Here is a 3619-nt window from a genome sequence, read left to right as displayed (position 1 = left end):
GCGACGAGCGAGGTGCCCGGGCTGGCCGCCCAAGGCGGCGACCTGGAGGCCGTGTGGCGCCGCCGAGGAGGCGAGCTGGCCTGCGCTGCAACGCATCCACGGCGACCTCCACCTCGGCCAGGTGCTCGACGCGCCCGACCGCGGCTGGGTGCTCATCGACTTCGAGGGCGAGCCCCTGCGCCCCCTCGCCGAGCGCAACGCACCGGACTGCACCCTGCGCGACGTCGCCGGGGTGCTGCGCTCGCTCGACTACGTCGCCGGCACCGTCGAGCGGGCCGAGCCCGGCCGCGACGTCCGCCGCTGGTGCACGGCCGCACAGACCGCCTATCTCGACGGCTACGCCGACGTGGGCCCCGACCCGCGCTCCCACGGCGCGCTGCTCACCGCCTTCGTCCTCGACAAGGCCCTCTACGAGGTCGTCTACGAGGCGCGCACCCGCCCGACCTGGCTCGAGCTGCCGACGACCGCGATCGACCGACTGCTGCAGGAGGCACGCCCGTGACGCCCGTCCCCGACTCCGCCCTGCCCGGCGCCCTGTGGGCCGTGACCCACGGGCGCAGCGCCCAGCCGCACGACGTCCTGGGCCAGCACCTCGAGGAGGGCGGACTGCGCGTGCGGGTGCGTCGACCGCTGGCCACCCGGGTGCGCGTGCGCTTCGAGGACGACGTCGTCGTCGATCTCCAGCACGAGAGCGAGGGCATCTTCTCCGGCCTGCGCCCCGAGGCGACCCGCACGATGGACTACCGGGTCCTCACGACCTGGGAGGACGGCATCGAGCACGTCGGCGACGACCCCTACCGCTTCGTGCCGACGCTCGGCGACGTCGACCTGCACCTCATCGGCGAGGGCCGCCACGAGCAGCTGTGGACCGTGCTCGGCGCCCGACCGCAGCGCTACGACGGGCCGATGGGGCCGGTGCACGGTGTCGCCTTCGCCGTGTGGGCCCCACGGGCCAAGGCCGTCCACGTCATCGGCGACTTCAACGGCTGGGACGAGCGCACCCACCCGATGCGCCTGCTCGGCGAGTCCGGCGTGTGGGAGCTCTTCGTCCCCGACGCCGCGGTCGGCAGCGTCTACAAGTTCGCCGTGCGCGGCGCCGACGACGTGCTGCGGCACAAGGCGGACCCGATGGCCCGGCTCGCCGAGACCGCCCCGGCGACCGGCTCGGTCGTCACCGAGAGCACCTATGCGTGGCGCGACGCCGATTGGCTGGCCGGGCGTGCCGAGCGCGATCCGCACACCGGCCGGATGAGCGTCTACGAGGTGCACCTCGGGTCTGGCGCCAGGGGCTGACCTATCGCGAGCTGGCGACCGAGCTCGTCGACCACGTGCGCGAGCACGGCTTCTCGCACGTCGAGCTCATGCCGGTCATGGACCACCCCTACCCGCCGTCGTGGGGCTACCACGTGACGAGCTACTTCGCGCCCAACTCGCGCTTCGGCCACCCCGACGACTTCCGCCACCTCGTCGACGAGCTGCACAGCGCTGGCATCGGCGTGCTGCTCGACTGGGTGCCGGGGCACTTCGCGACCGACGAGTGGGCCCTCGTGCGCTTCGACGGGCTGCCGCTCTACGAGCACCCCGACCCGCGCCGCGGCTGGCAGCCCGACTGGGGCAGCTATGTCTTCGACTTCGGTCGCCCCGAGGTGCGCAACTTCCTCGTCGCCAACGCGCTCTACTGGCTCGAGGAGTTCCACGTCGACGGGCTGCGCGTCGACGGGGTCGCCTCGATGCTCTACCTCGACTACTCCCGGCAGCCCGGCGAGTGGGTGCCCAATGTCCACGGCGGGCGCGAAAATCTCGAGGCCGTCGCGCTCCTGCAGGAGATCAACGCGACCGCCTACCGCCGCTCCCCCGGCATCGTCACCATCGCCGAGGAGTCGACCGCCTGGCCGGGCGTCACCCGGCGCACGAGCGAGGGCGGCCTCGGCTTCGGGCTGAAGTGGAACATGGGCTGGATGAACGACGCCCTGCGTTATCTCGCGGAGGACCCGATCAACCGCGAGCACCACCACCGGCTGCTCACCTTCGCGATGATGTACGCCTACGCCGAGCACTACCTGCTGCCGATCAGCCACGACGAGGTCGTCCACGGCAAGGGCTCGATGCCCTACAAGATCCCCGGCGGCGACGCCGAGCGCTTCGCGACGCTGCGCGCCTTCTACGCCTACCAGTGGGCCTTCCCGGGCAAGCAGCTGATCTTCATGGGCACGGAGTTCGGGCAGACGAGCGAGTGGTCGGAGAGCCGCTCCCTCGACTGGCACCTGCTCGACCACGCCGACCACCGGCGCCTCGGCGAGCTCGTCGCCGACCTCAACTCCTTCGCCACGGCGCACCCGGCGATGTGGGCGCTCGACGCGCAACCGGCCGGCTTCCAGTGGCTCGACGCGGACGACGAGCAGGGCAACACCGTCTCCTTCCTGCGCTTCGGCGACGGCGAGCGCCACGACGACGTCGTCGCCGTGGTCGTCAACTTCGGCGGGGTGCCGCGGACCCCCCTTCGCATCGGTCTGCCGAAGGGGGGTCGCTGGGAGGTCGCGCTCGACACCTGCGGCTACGACGGAGCCGGCTCACCGAGCCAGGCGGGCGTCGTCGTCACGGCACAGGAGTGGCCCTGGCAGGGCCAGCCGTGGTCGGCGGAGGTGCACGTCGCGGCGCTCGGCGCGGTCTACCTCACGCCGGTCGCCGAGGCGGGTCAGGCCGGGCGCAGCGTGCCGTAGGTCCGGGAGCCGGACCACATCTTGCGCTTGCTGACCATGCGGCCCGAGGAGGGCGCGTCGACGATGTAGCCGTTGCCAACGTAGACGCCGACGTGGTAGCTGCCGTAGAAGACGAGGTCGCCGGGGCGCAGCCAGGTCTTCGAGGTCTGGCGGACGGCCGCCTTCTGCTGGGAGACGGTGCGCGGGAGCTTCACGCCCTGCTTGGCGAAGACCGTCTGGACGAAGCCGGAGCAGTCGGCGCCGGTCCACAGCGAGGTGCCGCCGTAGCGGTAGGGGGTCTTGCTGACCCGCGACTTCGCGAGCGTCGTGGCGTCCGTGCGGTCGCCCGACGAGGCGGTGACCTTCGTGGCGGCCTCGGCCGGCGTCGGGGCGACGGTCTCGGCAGCGACACCACCGGTGGCGGCGACCGCGAGGGCGGCCAGGGCGGTCGTGATCTTGGGCAGGTGACGCATGGCGTGGCTTCCGGATAGGCGCAGGGGCGCACCGATGGTCACAGACAGATCACGGGTCGGTCAAGTCGAGGTCACGGGCAGCGTGTCGTCGTTGCCAACTCCACGCCACCCGCGCCCGGCAAATCAGAAGAGCGCGCTCATGAGCGTCGTGCGGCCCTTGCGCACGCGCTCGTCCTGCGAGCCCACGACGGAGAAGAGGTCGAGCAGGTGCGCCTTGACCCGCTCGCGGTCCTCGTCGGCCGTGACCCGCACGAGGTCGATGAGCCGGGTGAAGGCGTCCTCGACGTGCCCGCCGAGGACGTCGAGGTCGGCGACGACGAGGGCCGCGTCGATGTCCTGCGGGTCTCCGGCAGCTGCCTCGCGGGCGGCCTGCAGGTCGACGCCCCGGGTGCGGCGCATCAGGCCGACCTGGGCGAGCCCGAGCTGGGCCTCGGTGTCCTTGGGGTC

General features: G+C 72.3%; 2 protein-coding genes and 2 pseudogenes. 2 read left to right on the top strand and 2 right to left on the bottom strand.

What is annotated here, in order from left to right; genetic code table 11:
- Both AC2W7J_RS16685 and glgB read left to right on the top strand, forming a co-directional pair.
- A pseudogene (locus tag AC2W7J_RS16685) lies at positions 1 to 502 on the top strand (1,4-alpha-glucan branching protein GlgB); the annotation flags it as partial.
- Positions 499 to 2720, top strand: a pseudogene (glgB, locus tag AC2W7J_RS16680) (1,4-alpha-glucan branching protein GlgB). The pseudogenes AC2W7J_RS16685 and glgB, both read left to right, overlap by 4 nt.
- On the opposite strand, the gene AC2W7J_RS16675 reads toward glgB, so the two are convergent.
- Positions 2696 to 3172, bottom strand: a complete 477-nt coding sequence (locus tag AC2W7J_RS16675; protein ID WP_485983779.1) for a C40 family peptidase — start codon at positions 3170 to 3172, stop codon at positions 2696 to 2698. The pseudogene glgB and the gene AC2W7J_RS16675 sit on opposite strands and share 25 nt — an antisense overlap.
- A 123-nt stretch (positions 3173 to 3295) precedes the next feature.
- Positions 3296 to 3619: tetratricopeptide repeat protein (locus AC2W7J_RS16670; protein WP_485983778.1), on the bottom strand; the 324-nt coding region annotated here is incomplete at its 5' end.

This window comes from Janibacter sp. CFPM2_SD2 (assembly GCF_057364645.1).
This window is presented reverse-complemented; position numbering and strand designations above follow the sequence as displayed.